The 15,642-nt window shown below is 40.9% G+C and carries 15 protein-coding genes; 9 read left to right on the forward strand and 6 right to left on the reverse strand.

Annotation, left to right across the window (positions count from 1 at the left end; genetic code table 11):
* Positions 1 to 220: 220 nt before the first annotated feature.
* A complete protein-coding gene (locus DCC82_RS04860; protein ID WP_012749208.1) occupies positions 221 to 1,516 on the reverse strand; it encodes a glutamate-1-semialdehyde 2,1-aminomutase in 1,296 nt (431 codons plus the stop codon).
* A 112-nt stretch (positions 1,517 to 1,628) separates the two neighbouring features.
* Between DCC82_RS04860 and DCC82_RS04865 the strand changes: the two genes are divergently transcribed.
* The 5 genes from DCC82_RS04865 to DCC82_RS04885 all read left to right on the forward strand — a co-directional run bounded on the left by DCC82_RS04865 (position 1,629) and on the right by DCC82_RS04885 (position 7,105).
* A complete protein-coding gene (locus DCC82_RS04865) occupies positions 1,629 to 2,633 on the forward strand; it encodes an ABC transporter ATP-binding protein (RefSeq protein WP_012749209.1) in 1,005 nt (334 codons plus the stop codon).
* On the forward strand, positions 2,626 to 3,417 hold the full coding sequence (locus tag DCC82_RS04870; RefSeq protein WP_012749210.1) for an ABC transporter permease: 792 nt from the start codon (positions 2,626 to 2,628) through the stop codon (positions 3,415 to 3,417). Before DCC82_RS04865 ends, DCC82_RS04870 begins: the two co-directional genes overlap by 8 nt.
* A 3-nt stretch (positions 3,418 to 3,420) precedes the next feature.
* Positions 3,421 to 4,206 carry an ABC transporter permease gene (locus DCC82_RS04875; RefSeq protein ID WP_108430262.1) on the forward strand — a complete coding sequence of 262 codons (786 nt, stop codon included), beginning with the start codon at positions 3,421 to 3,423 and terminating at the stop codon, positions 4,204 to 4,206.
* A gap of 276 nt (positions 4,207 to 4,482) precedes the next feature.
* Positions 4,483 to 5,442 (forward strand): L-lactate dehydrogenase, encoded by a 960-nt coding sequence (locus tag DCC82_RS04880; RefSeq protein ID WP_062754797.1) that lies wholly within the window; start codon positions 4,483 to 4,485, stop codon positions 5,440 to 5,442.
* A 37-nt stretch (positions 5,443 to 5,479) separates the two neighbouring features.
* A complete protein-coding gene (locus tag DCC82_RS04885; protein ID WP_108430263.1) occupies positions 5,480 to 7,105 on the forward strand; it encodes an L-lactate permease in 1,626 nt (541 codons plus the stop codon).
* Between the two features lie 93 nt (positions 7,106 to 7,198).
* Here the strand turns inward: DCC82_RS04885 and DCC82_RS04890 are convergent, their stop codons facing one another.
* From DCC82_RS04890 to DCC82_RS04905, 4 genes are all read right to left on the reverse strand, one after another.
* Positions 7,199 to 9,112, reverse strand: a complete 1,914-nt coding sequence (locus tag DCC82_RS04890) for an FtsX-like permease family protein (protein WP_108430264.1) — start codon at positions 9,110 to 9,112, stop codon at positions 7,199 to 7,201.
* The gene (locus tag DCC82_RS04895) at positions 9,084 to 9,863 is read right to left on the reverse strand and encodes an ABC transporter ATP-binding protein (protein ID WP_012749214.1); all 780 of its coding nucleotides are present in this window, start codon (positions 9,861 to 9,863) and stop codon (positions 9,084 to 9,086) included. Before DCC82_RS04895 ends, DCC82_RS04890 begins: the two co-directional genes overlap by 29 nt.
* Before the next feature lie 93 nt (positions 9,864 to 9,956).
* Positions 9,957 to 10,979 carry a sensor histidine kinase gene (locus DCC82_RS04900; RefSeq protein WP_012749215.1) on the reverse strand — a complete coding sequence of 341 codons (1,023 nt, stop codon included), beginning with the start codon at positions 10,977 to 10,979 and terminating at the stop codon, positions 9,957 to 9,959.
* Positions 10,979 to 11,677: a response regulator transcription factor gene (locus DCC82_RS04905; protein WP_012749216.1), complete on the reverse strand. Its 699-nt coding sequence runs from the start codon at positions 11,675 to 11,677 to the stop codon at positions 10,979 to 10,981. Before DCC82_RS04905 ends, DCC82_RS04900 begins: the two co-directional genes overlap by 1 nt.
* 116 nt (positions 11,678 to 11,793) lie before the next feature.
* Between DCC82_RS04905 and DCC82_RS04910 the strand changes: the two genes are divergently transcribed.
* The 3 genes from DCC82_RS04910 (at position 11,794) to perR (ending at position 13,430) form a co-directional block, all read left to right on the forward strand.
* Positions 11,794 to 12,198, forward strand: coding sequence for a potassium channel family protein (locus DCC82_RS04910; protein ID WP_012749217.1), 405 nt, complete (start codon positions 11,794 to 11,796; stop codon positions 12,196 to 12,198).
* Positions 12,199 to 12,264: 66 nt separating this feature from the next.
* On the forward strand, positions 12,265 to 12,735 hold the full coding sequence (gene bcp / locus DCC82_RS04915; RefSeq protein ID WP_012749218.1) for a thioredoxin-dependent thiol peroxidase: 471 nt from the start codon (positions 12,265 to 12,267) through the stop codon (positions 12,733 to 12,735).
* 242 nt (positions 12,736 to 12,977) lie between these two features.
* Positions 12,978 to 13,430 (forward strand): peroxide-responsive transcriptional repressor PerR, encoded by a 453-nt coding sequence (perR, locus tag DCC82_RS04920; protein ID WP_012749219.1) that lies wholly within the window; start codon positions 12,978 to 12,980, stop codon positions 13,428 to 13,430.
* A gap of 27 nt (positions 13,431 to 13,457) precedes the next feature.
* Here perR and DCC82_RS04925 read toward each other — a convergent pair whose 3' ends face one another.
* Positions 13,458 to 13,814, reverse strand: coding sequence for a YgzB family protein (locus DCC82_RS04925; protein WP_012749220.1), 357 nt, complete (start codon positions 13,812 to 13,814; stop codon positions 13,458 to 13,460).
* A gap of 145 nt (positions 13,815 to 13,959) precedes the next feature.
* Here DCC82_RS04925 and DCC82_RS04930 point away from each other — a divergent pair, with 145 nt between their 5' ends.
* Positions 13,960 to 14,838 (forward strand): nucleotidyltransferase-like protein, encoded by an 879-nt coding sequence (locus tag DCC82_RS04930; RefSeq protein ID WP_012749222.1) that lies wholly within the window; start codon positions 13,960 to 13,962, stop codon positions 14,836 to 14,838.
* The last annotated feature ends 804 nt before the right edge of the window (positions 14,839 to 15,642 follow it).

Below are 15,642 nucleotides of genomic sequence, written 5' to 3' on the forward strand. Positions count from 1 at the left end.
TTGAAGCAGTCAAACTTCTTTGGAAGCCCCCACTTCAAATTTTCGCTAGAAATTAAGTGGGGGTAGTTCACAACCTATAATATCATGATTGCATATCCAAATCAATTATTTATTCATTTTCTTGGATAATTATATTCATCATATTTTATGTTTTTTGCAAACGTTTTCAACAACTTAACAATAATCCCAGGAGGGGATTCCTCCTGGGATTATTGCATGATTATTCATTTTTTAATTGTTTAAATGCATTTTCCACCGCTTTGAGCGTATATTCCACGTCTTCTTCGGTATGAGCAAGCGTAACAAACCATGCTTCATATTTGGAAGGAGCGAGGTTGATGCCTTGCTTTAACATAAGCTTAAAGAACTTCGCAAACATTTCTCCATCGCTTCGTTGGGCTTGTTCATAGTTTTCGACTTTTTCTGTTGTGAAGTAGACGGTGAATGCACCTTTCAAACGATTGATTGTTATAGGAATGCCGTATTTGTTTGCGTGAAGAAGTATGCCTTCTTCCAGCATCGCGCCGAGCTTGTCAAGATATTCGTACACGCCGTCTTGCTTGAGCACTTCAAGACAGGCGATACCGGCAAGAATCGACGCTGGGTTTCCTGCCATCGTTCCTGCTTGGTATGCCGGACCGAGCGGCGCGACTTGTTCCATAATGTCTTGGCGGCCACCATATGCACCGATTGGCAGACCGCCGCCAATAATTTTTCCAAGCGCGGTTAAATCCGGTTCGATCCCTAATAAATTTTGCGCCCCGCCGTACATAAAGCGGAATGCGGTAATCACTTCATCGTAAATGACGAGGGCTCCCGCTTGATGGGCAATTTCATTGATTGCCTCTAAAAAGCCTGGTTTTGGTGTAACGATCCCGAAGTTTCCGACGATTGGTTCCACAAGCACAGCGGCAACTTGGTCTCCCCATACGTCCATCGCTTGTTTAAACGAGTCGACATCGTTGTACGGCACAGTGATTACTTCTTGGGCGATGCTTTTTGGCACACCTGCGGAATCTGGAGTTCCTAACGTTGATGGACCGGAGCCGGCAGCGACAAGGACAAGATCGGAATGTCCGTGATAACAGCCGGCAAATTTGACAATTTTATCACGGCCCGTATAAGCGCGCGCCACGCGAATCGTGGTCATGACCGCTTCCGTTCCTGAATTGACAAAACGCACTTTTTCTAAAGACGGAATCGCTTCTTTTAACATTTTTGCAAAGGTAATTTCATGCGGCGTGGGTGTGCCGTAAAGGACGCCAGTTTCTGCGGCGCGCTGAATCGCTTTTGTAATGTGTGGATGGGCATGGCCAGCTATAATTGGTCCGTATGCCGCCAAATAGTCGATATATTTATTGCCGTCAACGTCCCAAAAATAAGCGCCTTGCGCGCGTTCCATGACGACCGGCGCTCCGCCGCCGACCGCTTTATATGAGCGGGACGGGCTGTTGACGCCGCCGACGATATGCTGCAATGCTTCTTGATAAAGCTGTTCTGATTTCGTAAATTGCATCGTTCAAATCCTCCTATTATTTCATTGCCGATTTTTATTTTAACATAAAGCATACCATTTGTTTCGGGATGTGACTTCAGATAAACTATTGCCTATGTGGAGGGAGTGTAACATGAACGTCATTGAAGTAGAAAACTTAAGAAAAGAATTTAAATCGTATTCAAGTCGCTCTGGCTTATTCGGAGCGTTTCGCGATTTATTTACACGAAATTATAAAATCATTCGCGCTGTCAACGACATTTCGTTTACTGTAGAGCAAGGTGAAATGGTCGGCTATATTGGGGAAAATGGTGCGGGGAAATCGACAACGATTAAAATGCTGACGGGAATTTTGACGCCGACATCCGGTAAAGTGCTCGTCAACGGCATGAATCCGCATAAAGAGAGGGAAGCGTTCGTTCGAACCATCGGCGTTGTGTTCGGGCAGCGCTCCCAACTTTGGTGGGATATCGCCGTCCAAGAGTCATTTCGACTGTTGAAAAAAGTGTACCGTGTATCGGATCAAGACTACAAAGAACATATGGAACATGTCATTGAAACGCTCGATATCGGTCCTCTGTTGGACAAGCCGGTTCGCAAGCTGTCGCTTGGACAGCGGATGCGCTGTGAGCTGGCCGCTGCGCTTATTCATAACCCGCCGCTTTTATTTTTAGATGAACCGACGATTGGCTTGGATGTGCTTGTAAAACTGAAAATCCGTCAGTTTTTAAAAGAAATTAATGAGAAATACAACACAACCATTTTATTAACGACCCATGATATTTCCGACATCGAAGCGTTATGCGAACGCGTCATTATGTTGGATGAAGGAAAAATCATTTACGATGGCTCACTGCAAAAGCTAAAAGAGAATTGGGGAGAAGGGAAACAAATTCAATTTACGTTCGCAAGCGAAATTACGTTAGATGCTTTAAAGGAATTGACCGATGGTTTGCAAGTAACATGGAAAAAAGGGGAGCAAGCAAACGTCTGGACAGCAAATATAGCGCCATCGCTTCTGCCTGAAGTCATTAGCCGCGTTGTTTCCCGCTATTCGATTCAAGATATGAACATTAATGAAATTTCTACGGAAGAAATTATCCGCAACATCTATGAAGAAGGTGTTGTGCATGGATAAATATATCGAAATGATTCGCATCCGCTTTTTAATGATGCTTGCTTACCGGACGAATTATTACACAGGTATTCTCATTTATGCTATTAACATCGCGGCGTACTATTTTCTTTGGTCGGCGATTTATGGCGGCAAATCGGCGATGCAAGGCATGTCGATGGAGCAAATGACAACGTATGTTGCCATTTCATGGATGGCGCGGGCGTTTTATTTTAATAATATCGACCGTGAAATCGCCATGGAGATTAGAGAAGGAAGAGTGGCAACAGAGCTTATTCGTCCTTACAGTTATCTTGGAATGAAAACGATGCAAGGATTAGGGGAAGGAATCTTTCGTTTGTTGTTTCTTTCGCTTCCGGGAATTTTTTTTGTCGCTTTATTTTTGCCTCTCCGTTTTCCAACCGATGTTCATACATGGATGTTTTTCGCATTGTCGATTATGTTTAGTTTTATTATTAATTCGGAGTTGAATTTGCTTGCAGGCATTGTCACGTTTTTTACCCTTAACAATGAAGGGTTATTGCGTGCAAAGCGGTTTGTGGTCGACTTGTTTTCCGGACTTATTTTGCCAATCAGCTTTTATCCGGATTGGGCGCAAGCGGCAATGAAATACTTTCCATTTCAAGGAATTAGCTATATTCCAAGCATGATTGTGACAGAAAGCTTTCAAGGGCAAGAAATCATCCGCGGCCTTTTGTTTCAGTTTGCATGGTGCGTGCTGTTGCTCATCCCGATTCAGCTATTGTGGCGAGCGGCGAAAAAACAGCTTGTCATTCAAGGAGGGTGAGTCGTGTTTTACGTATCGATCTTTTTTCAATATATGGCGCAATATATGAAAACAAAGCTGCAATATCGCGCTGATTTGCTTGTCGAGTTTATCTCTGATTTGATGTCGCAGGCGGTCAATCTTGTGTTTCTTCTCGTTGTATTTGGGCATACGCCGCTGCTGCACGGCTGGACGCGTGATGAAATTTTATTTATTTACGGCTTTTTTTTAGTGCCATATGCGGTGTTCGGGGCATTTTTTAACTTATGGGATTTTAATGAGCGTTATATTGTGCGCGGAGAAATGGACCGTGTATTGACACGCCCAGTGCACAGCTTATTTCAAATTATTCTTGAGCGCATGGAGTTAGAGTCGCTTCTTGGTGGAGTAACAGGCATAATCATTATGGCGTATGCGGGTGCACGCTTGCATCTTTCGCTGCATTGGTATGATGTTTTTGTGTTTATTTTGCTTGTACTAGGTGGAGCGCTTATTTACGCGGGAGTATTTGTATCATTAGCGACTATTAGTTTTTGGGCAGATGCTCGTACATCCATCATGCCGATGATGTACAACATCAGCAACTACGGGCGCTATCCAATTGATATTTATCATCGCGTCATCCGCTATATTTTAACGTGGATTCTGCCGTTTGCGTTCGTTGGCGTGTATCCGGCGTCTTATTTTCTCGGCAAAAAAGAATGGTACGGATATGCGTTTTTTACTCCAGTCATGGGAATCATCTTTTTTACGATTGCCGTGTTTTTGTGGAACGCAGGGGTAAAACGATATCGAGGTGCAGGGAATTAAAAAGAGGGAGAATCCGAAAGGAAGTAAAAATTCCTTAAAGGGGTTGCCCTCTTATTTTTTATGAAAATGAGTATATACAGACCATTTTTTTTCGTTTATTGGATTGCTTGCAGGAACTGAATGTAGTGATACAAAAATACTGTTGTGCGGCCAAAATGTTAACAAAAAAGACAAATTTCTCTTACTAGTTGATACTTGATAAAGTTTGTGAAACAATGTACAATATATTTGTGAATAATTTCACAAACTAATTTTGGGAAAGGATGACAGACTACTATGAAAAGACAATGCATGAATCGAGTGGCACTTATAGGAACAGGATTCGTTGGGGCCAGCTATGCATTTGCCCTTATGAATCAAGGAATCGCGGATGAATTAGTGTTGATTGATGTGAATAAAGAGAAGGCGGAGGGCGACGTGATGGACTTAAATCACGGAAAAGTATTTGCGCCGAAGCCAATGAATATATGGCATGGAGATTATCAAGATTGTCAAGATGCCGATTTGGTGGTAATTTGTGCAGGTGCTAACCAAAAGCCAGGGGAAACAAGACTCGATCTCGTTGACAAAAACATGAATATCTTTAAAACGATTGTCGATTCTGTCATGAAATCAGGTTTTGATGGAATCTTTCTTGTCGCGACGAATCCAGTAGATATTTTAACGTATGCCACTTGGAAATTTAGCGGGTTGCCGAAAGAACGAGTGATTGGCTCGGGAACGATTCTGGATACGGCAAGATTCCGCTTTTTGCTAAGCGAATACTTTCAAGTAGCTCCGACTAATGTACACGCGTATATTATCGGAGAGCATGGGGATACAGAATTGCCTGTTTGGAGCCATGCGGAAATTGGAAGTGTTCCAATCGAACAAATATTGTCGCAAAACGATCGCTATAGAAAAGAGGATTTAGAAAATATCTTCGTCAATGTTCGTGATGCGGCATATCAAGTTATTGAGAAAAAAGGCGCAACTTATTACGGCATTGCGATGGGACTCGTCCGCATTACACGTGCTATTTTGCACAATGAAAATGCTATTTTAACCGTTTCTGCTTATCTAGATGGTCAATATAATGAGCAAAACGTTTATATTGGTGTACCTGCTATTATCAACCGAAACGGTATTCGCGAGGTAATGGAATTGAAGTTAAATGAAACAGAACAACAGCAATTTCATCATAGCGCAACTGTATTAAAAGACATTCTTTCACGTTATTTTGATGATGTAAAGTAATAAAATACTGACTTAGAATAATAACAAGGTGAGCATCATGTGGATACAACATTACAATCCTTTCGATAATACGTATCTTTCTGCACTCATTGCGGCGCTTCCAATTGTTTTATTTTTATTATGTTTAACGGTGTTTAGGATGAAGGGAGTAAAAGCTGCTTTTCTCGCTCTTTGTTTCGGTTTAGTGACAGCTGTTTTGTTTTTTCATATGCCGGTTTCAAAGGCGATTGCTGCTTCCATCTATGGAATCGCGAACGGTTTATGGCCTATTGGCTATATTGTGATCATGGCTGTCTGGCTATATAAAATTGCTGTTAAAACAGGGAAGTTTGATATTATCCGTGGGAGTATCGCAAACATTTCTGAGGATCAGCGGCTTCAACTCTTGCTCATCGGTTTTAGTTTTAACGCATTTTTAGAAGGTGCTGCGGGATTCGGCGTTCCGATTGCCATTTCGGCTGCTTTACTTTCGGAATTAGGATTTCATCCATTAAAAGCCGCCGCTCTTTGTTTAATTGCCAATGCTGCATCTGGCGCGTTTGGAGCGATTGGGATTCCGGTTATTGTCGGAGCACAAATGGGAGATTTAACTCCGATTGAGTTATCTCGTACACTTGCTTGGATTTTGCCATTTATCACGTTTCTCATTCCGTTCTTATTAGTGTTTATTTTAGATAAATGGAAAGGCGTTAAAGAAACACTGCCAGCTCTTTTAGTCGTAAGCGGAAGTTATACCATTGTACAGACATTGACAATCATTGTGCTCGGTCCGGAATTGGCCAACATTTTAGCGGCGCTTGTCAGTATGGGGGCATTAACTATTTTCTTAAGAAAATGGCAGCCGTCACATATATATCGAGTAAATCAGGATGAAGAAGCTGTAGAAAAATCTAAATACAGCTTGAAAGAAATCATCAGTGCGTGGTCTCCTTTTTATATTTTAACGTTAATCGTTATTATCTGGAGTCTGCCGGGTTTTAAAGCACTGTTTGCTGAAGGTGGAGCGCTTCATAAAACTACGCTTTTGTTTAAAGTGCCATTTTTGCATGGAGAAGTCGTAAAAACTCCTCCGGTGGCACCGGCACAGACGGCATTAGATGCAATATTCAAGCTGGATCTTGTATCCGCAACAGGTACAGCGATTTTATTAGCGGTGCTGTTGACAGTGATGTTCAGCAAAAATATTACGTTCGCTGAGGGAATACAAAGTTTAAAAGAAACATGTAAAGAACTTTCGATTCCTGTATTGACTATTTGTTTTATCATGGGGTTTGCCAACTTAGCCAACTATGCGGGTTTATCCTCTACGATTGGTTTGGCATTAGCGAAGACAGGGGATGTATTTCCGTTCGTTTCCCCGTTATTAGGATGGCTCGGTGTGTTTATTACAGGATCTGTCGTAAGCAACAATGCTTTATTTGGCCATTTACAAGTGGTTACAGGGGCTCAAATAGGGACAAGCTCTTCGTTATTGCTTGCTGCCAATACTAGCGGGGGAGTGATGGGAAAACTCATCTCTCCGCAATCAATTGCCATTGCAACTGCTGCAGTGCAAGAAACTGGAAGAGAATCTAACTTGTTTAAAATGACGATTTATTATAGCTTGATCCTGCTGTTGTTTGTGGGAGTATGGACATACGTTCTTTCGATCATTGGAATTTAGTATAGTTTGTTATTAAGTTAAGCACTGTGTATAGGCGGATATATTCTGCGGCCTTTTTCTCCGATTTATGTACCGGAAAAAGGCCGCATTTAATTACATTACTTGCCCCACCTTTTTCGTGTAAAGCGAACGAATCAAGAAATAGTAACAAAGTTGAACAACGAAAAAGATGATAATGACAAGCGCGCTTGTTTTCACGACAGAACCGGACACCATGTTTTGCAGCATTTTAAAGGCAAAGCCGGCATGGACGGTGGCAACGACAAACGGAATGAAAAAGAGAATCGCTACTTGCTTTGCCGCAATTTGCTTCATTTCTTTCCATGTCAAACCGAGTTTGGATAGCGCTTCGTATTGCTTGCTATCCTGTTCCCAATCGTTATACAGCTTAAAATACAAAATGCTATCGGCTGCCAGAAAGAAGAGAGCACTGACGAAAAAGCCGATGAATAGCGTTAAGGAAAAGATTTTCTTCATCTCATTAAAAAATTCGAAACGATTAATAAAATCGACGTCATCTGTTTTTAAGGAGCGGTTTAACTTCTTGATGATGGAAGTTTCTTTTTCCCAATTTTGGTATGATGCGCCGAAGTAATATTGAATCGCTTCTTTCGCAGCAAAGTGACGTACTGTCGCAAAGACATGATCAGGGACGACTAGCATGTATCCGATGAATGCAGAAGGATTGATTATCGGTTGATCAATCGGTTTTGTCAATGAAACGGTTATCGTTTTATCGTTATGCTGGGTGGCAAGCGTAATTTGTTTTCCTTGAATTGGCTCGTAGCCTTTATCAGGTGTAGGATGCATATACGCTGCTGTATTTGCTGGCAGCGATATATGCGGCTGACCAGCCAAATCCGCGAATCGATTGTAATCTGTTACACGCATAAGAACAAGGTTTTGCATTGCATAATCCTTAGGTTTCTTCGGATTATATGCCCGGATGAAAGCAGCTTTATGACCTTTGAAAGGAATACGCTCATCACGCAAAGCATTTTTCAGTATTTGCAATTTGTTTTCAAAGGCTTTCGGTTCTTTTTTTGATATAAGGGCAATCGCATGCGGGAACCGTGCTTCTGCTTTTTTGCCAAAATAAAGGTTGGCAAGCACCCCGGTAGAAGTAAAGGTCACCGCCGTTAGAATAGTCACCATGCTTAAAATTCTTGCGTTATCTTTCAGTTTATATGTCAGTTCCGCGGTGGTAATTAAGTTTGTGCCGCGATAATAGGAGTGCTTTTGCTTTTTATAGTATCGCAAAAGCCCGATGCTCGCTTGCGTATATAGAAAGTACGTTCCAATAATGACGAGCAGTAAAATTGGCAGGACGCGTTTTCCCGCTTGCATGATGTTGGAGGTATAGGCTAAATAGTATCCAATCGCCAGACAGATAACCGCAAGCAGCGAAAGCCAGAGCGAGTAGACAGGCGGTTTTTTTGGCTTTTTCGCTGCTGTTAACAACTCAACAATTTGTGAAGAACGGATCGTGATGAGCGTCATGATCGTAATTGCCTCAAATGTTACCAGAAACACGATGGCGGTAGAAGCGACCGCTTTCCAAGCAATATAGTAAGATAGCGGTGATGGCAAGTCTAACATAACAGAAAACATCATGAAAAAGATTTTTGTCAATAAGGCGCCAAACACCATTCCTGTTGCAATCGAAAGAAGGGCGATAATTGAGTTTTCGATTATGATTAATTTATTCAGCTGGCCGCGCGTAATACCGAGCAACGTCAGCAAGCCAAAATCTTTTTTACGCAATTTTAAAAACGAGCTTGTCGAATAAAAAATGAAAAATACAGAAAAAAGAAAGACGATGACCTCAGCGGCAAAGATTCCTCTTCTTACTGAGGGACGAATCGTTCCATTCACTACATCAGGATGAAAAATAAATGCAGCGTACATAAAAAAGACAGTGACGGCGAAAGTGCTGCTCAAAAAGTAGGCGGCATATCGGCTAAAGTTACGTCTCACATTATGAAGGGCGAATTGTCGAAATGTCATTGACGTTCCCTCCTAATAGTGACAGCATGTCCAGAATATCTTGAAAAAACGCCTGACGGTTATGTCCTCTGCGTATCTCTGTGAACCATTTGCCGTCTTTGATGAAAATAATGCGCTCACAATAGCTCGCTGCAAAAGGATCATGCGTAACCATCATGATGGAAACGTTCTTTTCCTGATGCAATGCTGTTAATGTTTCCATCACATCTTTTGAAGATTTCGAGTCCAGATTCCCGGTCGGCTCATCGGCAAAAATGAGCAGCGGTTCATGAATAATCGCCCGTGCAATTGCAGCGCGCTGCTGCTGTCCGCCTGAGACCTCATATGTCCGCTTATCGAGAATCCCTTCAATACCTAAAGTGGAAGCCACTGTTTGCAATCGTTGTTCCATTTCTTTAACGGGAATTTTGTCCAATGTGAGTGGAAGAATGATATTTTCTCCGATGGTTAACGTGTCTAGCAAGTTGAAGTCTTGGAATACAAAGCCGAGTTTTCGTCTGCGAAACAAAGCAAGCTCTTTTTTCGAAAGCTGCGATAGATTTTTCCCCTCTACCAACACTTCTCCCGTAGTCGGCTGGTCGATGGTTGCCAAAATATTAAGTAAGGTTGTTTTTCCGCTTCCGGATGGCCCCATGACTCCAACAAATTCCCCTTTTTCAATCGATAAACTGAAATTATCTAACGCCCGGTGCGCGGCCGATTGGCTAGAACGATATATTTTCGTAATCGAGTTTGCTTGCAGGATCGTCATAAAAAAATCCTCCCTTATGTTCTTCTACTGTCGATTATACGGAGGGAGAACATGTGAACATATCGATTTTTCTTACAATGTCTGCTTGTTTTCTTACATTTTTGTCACATTGTAAAAAGTGATCGTGACGGTTGTTCCTTTTCCTTCTTCAGCAGAAATGGTAATTCCGTGGCCAAGATGGTCAACAATTTGTTTGACAAGGTATAACCCCATTCCAGTGGATTCGCGAAACCTACGCCCATTCATACCAGTGAAAAAAGGTTCAAATACGCGTCCGATATCTTGTTTTGGAATGCCGACTCCAAAATCTTGAACGGACAAAAACACTTCGTTTTCACGTTGAACAGCAGAAAGCACGATTTGGTTGCTGACGTTTTTTGAATATTTGATGGCATTGATGACGATTTGGCTAAGAGCGAACTGAAACCATTTTTGATCCGTTTCTACGAAAATTGTTTCGGGAATTTCCACGATGGGGTGAATGCGATTGCGAATAAAAGAGCGTTTGTAATGTTGAATGACATGGTTGACCATTGTTTTTAGCGGCAGCCGCTTTACATGAAAATCATGAGAAAAACGTTTTATTCGTTCCGAATACAGGGCCAGCTCCAATCCATGTTGCAGTCGTTCGAGTTCTTCGCGCATGCTATTCACAAATTCTCGGTCGAATTGGTCTTGAATGTCAAAGTTTTGCAAAAGTAAATCCATGACAGAAACCGGTGTTTTCATCTGATGTACCCATTGGTTCATAAATAATGATGCATCGTCCATTTCTTTATGCAATGCTTGCAGTTCTTTTGTGTAATAACGATACTGCGAGTGGAGGAGTTTTTGAAAAGCATGCAGTAACGGAGACCCGCTAAAAGGGTGAGTGCTCATGTCTAACTGCCGCAAGTTGGACGATAAAAAACGATATGCATGGGATTGACGCCAATAACGCCATGTTAAAAACATCACGATGCACACAAGGCTGATAACAAAAAGATAAACAAACATGCCAAAAGATGGATGGAAAGATTGTTCGAGCATATATAAATACACAATCGATAACAAAAGTACAGCATGAAGAAGATGAAAGACGGTCAGCGGGATATGCTCGCGCAAAAACAATTTCATTATGAATCCCTCCATGTCTCGACCAATTTATAACCGACACCGCGAACCGTTTCAATTGCCTGTTCGATTCCAATTTGCTGCAGTTTTTTGCGAACGCGTGTAATATTGACGGATAGTGTATTATCGTCGACAAATTCCGTATCATCCCACAATGACTCGAGTAGTTCTTCGCGAGATACAATTTTTCCAGATTTTTTCGCCAATCGTTCTAATAAAGTAAACTCCTTTTTTGTAAGCTCGATCGTTTTCTCTTTCCATTGAACCATATGTCGATCATATAACAGGTACAATCCTGATACTTCATATACATGGGGCTCTGCAGGAGCGGCGTAAGGACCGTATGTTCGCCGCAGTAAACTTTTGATTTTTGCCATGACTAGATCTAAATTAAATGGCTTGGTAATATAATCATCCCCACCGTTTTCAATGGCCATAATTTGGTTCATTTCATGACTGCGTGCGGAGATAAAAATAATGGGGCAAAGGGAAATCGTGCGGATTTGCCGACACCAATAAAAACCGTCAAATCGAGGCAGATTAATGTCGAGCAGTACAAGATGAGGATGATACTTTATAAACTCCTTTTTAATATCGTCAAACTGTTCTGCAATATGTGCGCGATATTCATATTTTTCAATATGCTCCTTAAGCATGAAGGCGATTTTAACATCATCTTCGACAATCAAAATCGTATGCATTTGTTTTCTCCCTTTCATTCTCTTTCTAGGTTTTATTATATCGAATCCACTTATATATGAATAATCGACTTTCTGTTTTCATATATATGGTTATGGACAAGTACGAGGTGAGAGCGATGGAGTATGCGTTCATTGGAATTGTAGCGACGGTGTTGCTTGCAAGCATTGCGTCTATTTGGACGACAAGTATAAAAACGACCCGTCGTATTTCCTTAGAAAATTTATTTGTTCTTATTCAATGGTACATCACGATGATGTTAGGTTTCGCGCTTATATATATGGTGCTTCAGATGAATGGGCATCACGTGTTTACCCCGTCTGCGAATAGAACGGCTAATGAATGTTTTTCTATACTTCAAGATAGTCTTTATTTAAGCGGGATGACGTTATTGTCAGTTGGATATGGAGATGTTACACCAAAGGGGATTGGAAGATGGATTGCCATCATTGAAGCTTTATTGGGTTATATTATGCCTGCTGTACTTGTTGCTCGAACAATGCTTGACTGGGATGAGCGGTAATCGTTGCAATTTATTGTATCTTTCGCTACCCTAAAAACGAAAGAATAAGACAGTGGAGGGAAAACGATGTCTTTGCAAATCGGGCAACTAGCACCGGATTTCACATTGCCGGCAAGCAATGGGGAAATAGTTTCCCTTTCTGATTTTCGCGGGAAACATGTCGTATTATATTTTTATCCGAAAGATATGACGCCAGGATGTACGACAGAAGCGTGTGATTTTCGCGATCATTATGAAAAGTTTACAGAGACAAATACAGTTATTTTAGGAGTAAGTACGGATTCTGTAGAGCGCCATAAAAAATTTATTGAGAAATATCAATTGCCTTTTTTATTGCTCTCCGATGAAGAACATAAAGTAGCAGAAATGTATGGTGTTTGGAAGTTAAAGAAAAATTTTGGGAAAGAATATATGGGGATCGAGCGCTCGACGTTTGTGATTGATCGGGACGGAAGATTGGTAAAGGAATGGAGAGGAGTTAAAGTAAAAGGACATGTAGAAGAAGCGTTAGAATATATTTTAGAAAATTTAACGTAATTTTCCTTATATCTAGGTAAAAGTCCATGCGAAAAAGCCGATAATACGTACGATGGATAGTAACCTCCTCAAATGAATGAAAGAGCGATATTGGTGCGGAACAACCTTCCGCACATTTTTTTTGCTAAAAAATGTGGTAAGTTCATATATTAATGATACGAATATTGACAAATAGCATAAAATACTTGTAGACTAATTATAAAAATTATAAAATAATAATTTTTATAAAGGAAGCGAGGTGCATGACGGTGTCTGATAATCAGCAGTTAAAAGAAGCGCTTGATACGTTAAAGCAGACGGGAATACGCATCACTCCGCAACGTCATGCGATATTGGAATATTTAATTAATTCGATGTCACATCCGACAGCAGATGAAATATATAAAGCGCTGGAAGGAAAATTTCCAAACATGAGCGTAGCAACCGTCTATAACAATTTGCGCGTTTTTAAAGAGGTCGGATTAGTGAAAGAGTTAACATATGGTGATGCATCAAGCCGCTTTGATTTTGTTACATCCAATCATTACCACGTTATTTGCGAACAATGTGGCAAGATTGTCGATTTTCACTATCCAGCATTAGATGAGGTAGAAGAGCTTGCTGCTCATATAACAGGGTTTAAAGTAGATCATCACCGTATGGAAATTTACGGAACATGTCCTGACTGTCAAGAAAAGACACGCCAACAACATTAAAAAGCTGATAGCGGGGTGGGAATGCTATCAGCTTTTTCTCTTTTTTCGGTTATATTTTTCGTCAAACTCTTTTCCTTCTAACTCTGGATCTAATGTCAACGGCTCATTGCAAAACATACATAAATCTACCTTGCCAAGCATTTTTGTTATTTTGCCACAAGATGGACATACGACTTTCACTGCTCTTGTTGATAATGTTCCAATCCAAAAATAAACAACGGTGCTTGCGATGATGAAAAGAAGGCCTAAAATCATAAACAGTGTCATAACAAAAGGAGATGTACGGAAAAATATCCCTATATACATAACAATAAAGCCGACAAAAATTAAGCTCAAGGCAAATGTGCGAATTTTGTTGATTTTGCTCGAATATTTGATACCCATTTATTGTCCCTCCTATACATAACACTATATCATAAAGTGGTGAAAAATGTGTCGCTATCTTCGGGAAGTTTAGAAACGACAAAGAGGATTTTTTGTTTTTTTGTCGAATAACCATGACATCATGAAGGAGATGGAGGAAACGATAATGGAGGATTTAATTCGTCCCATCTACCAAGAATGGGCCAGTCATCGTAATACATTAGGGATTTTGATGATTGAAAAGAAAGCGAACAATTCTGCTGTGACAGACACCTTTCATATCGTTTTATTGGTAGTTACTACTAATATGGCCCCGCCTATATTTGTGAAACATTATGTATCAGGAGAAGAAAAAGCGGCGTTATATGTGGTCGATGAAACAAAATTAAATGAATGGCTTCTTCTTGGTTCCCATCGAAAGATTATTGATTGGATATTCTATGGGAAAATTTTATTTGACCGTAATGATTATATATATCAGCTCCGAAATCGTATGAAAGAATTCCCGGAAGAGATGCGGCAATTAAAAATGGGAATAGAATTTGCCAAATTAATTCGCAGATATATGGACGGAAAGGCATTTTTTGAGGCAGATCAACTGTTGGATGCGTATAATCATGTTATTCATGCATTGCATCATCTAGCGCGATTAGCTGTCATCGAACAAGGATTTTATCCCGAAGTCACTGTATGGAACCAAATAAAACAAATGGATGCGCAAATTTATAAGTTGTATGAAGAACTTGTCAGCAGTGAGGAGCCGTTGCAGAAACGGCTGGAGCTTTTATTTTTGGCAAGTGAATTTTTAATCCATTCGCGAATCCCATCAGGAGCTGCCCATTTGTTTAAAGTTTTAAGGGAAAAAGAGGGAGCATGGAGCATTGCGGAAATTATGCAGCATCCAGAGCTTTCATCGTATTCCGTAGATCTTATCATCATGCTGGAATATTTAGTAGAGAAAAAGGTCTTGTTTGTAGAAGAAGTGCCAACAAAAAGTCGCCATATATATCATCGTTACTATTCATTGCAAAATAAAGAACAGTAGTAGAATTTTTGTTTTATCGCACCTGCGATTTTATTTTGTCTGTTTGTTCGGGCTGAGCTTTTATTTTTTAGAATATAGCAATTCTGTTTGTAACATTTTCCCGTGAATTCTCCTTTCCTCTTGAAGTAAAGGAAGGTGAGGGATCGGGAGTTTTTTAATTCCTAAAAATATCTACTTGTGTAAGCAAGAAGTAGTAGAACGGTTCGCACGCCCCATCGGTGTGGTGTCGACGTTGCTTACAGAATCTATCGAGAAGGCTTCCAATGTAGGTGGAAGGAGATTGCCTTCTTCTATGCAGAAGCTTTGTCGATGGAGGCGATAAAAAACTCCCATCTCTTCATGGAGTGAAGGTGGGAGAGGTCTTCATGGAGTTTATTTCCTAAAAAAAATACAAAAATGTTATTGACTTGTTAAAAAAGTGATGATATATTATGAAACGTCGTCGCAACCAAGAAAGTTGCGAAATGATGTTAGCAAAAAAACACTTGACAATAAAAAATGAAAGTGTTAATATAAAAAAGTCGCTTTAAGAAAACAAATGTTCTTTGAAAACTGAACAAAACGAAGCGTCCACAACGAAAAGCGAAGGCGACTGATTAGCCCCGGCAGGCGCTGGAGGGCTCGCGAGGAGGCTGTTGCCGCCACAGCGAGACCGAAGCGGCCCGAGGGGCTAGGAGCCGAAGCTAGACAATACGAAAAGCGAAGGCGGCTTGACACCTTCGGTGTCAGTGCCGAATTAAATAAGCCAATCAACTTTCTTTTTGGAGAGTTTGATCCTGGCTCAGGACGAACGCTGGCGGCGTG

The sequence above is a fragment of the Geobacillus sp. LYN3 genome, from assembly GCF_003064505.1.
In the GTDB taxonomy this organism is placed as follows: Bacteria; Bacillota; Bacilli; order Bacillales; family Anoxybacillaceae; genus Parageobacillus_B; species Parageobacillus_B toebii.